Source organism: Alkalihalophilus lindianensis (assembly GCF_032843265.1).
In the GTDB taxonomy this organism is placed as follows: domain Bacteria; phylum Bacillota; class Bacilli; order Bacillales; family Bacillaceae_D; genus Alkalihalophilus; species Alkalihalophilus lindianensis.
Genome location: NZ_JAWJBA010000101.1, coordinates 1 through 365, shown reverse-complemented (window position 1 = coordinate 365; position 365 = coordinate 1). Strand labels below are relative to the sequence as shown.

General features: G+C 33.2%; 1 protein-coding gene. It reads left to right on the top strand.

Annotated features, from left to right (window positions below; genetic code table 11):
* On the top strand, window positions 1-223 hold a 223-nt coding region (locus tag RYX56_RS21485; protein ID WP_317124009.1), incomplete at its 5' end, for a hypothetical protein.
* Between the last annotated feature and the right edge of the window lie 142 nt (window positions 224-365).

Here is a 365-nt window from a genome sequence, read left to right as displayed (position 1 = left end):
CTATTTTTCTAAAATTCTACTCATTTTTTTGCTAATTAGATTAAGGAAAGCGAAAGCGCCCTCGTCAGCGGTGGATGGCCTCCTTGAAAAAACTAATGCCTTTTCTTCGTGCGATACTCCTGCATTCCATCAACAATCTAAAAGAAGAAGTGAAAAAAATGTAGAAAGTTCAGGGAAATTGAAGATGAAATGTAGGTTAAATCATTCAAAATGGCGGGAATAAAAAGACTATATTGGAAAATTCTAAATAATTTTTAAAATATCTATCAACCAAGGAGGAAGTAAAATGAAAATCTATCCATATGAATGGCTTTCACTAAGCAAGGCCATCAAATTAAAGCTTATTCGTTTGGCAATCTTGGAAA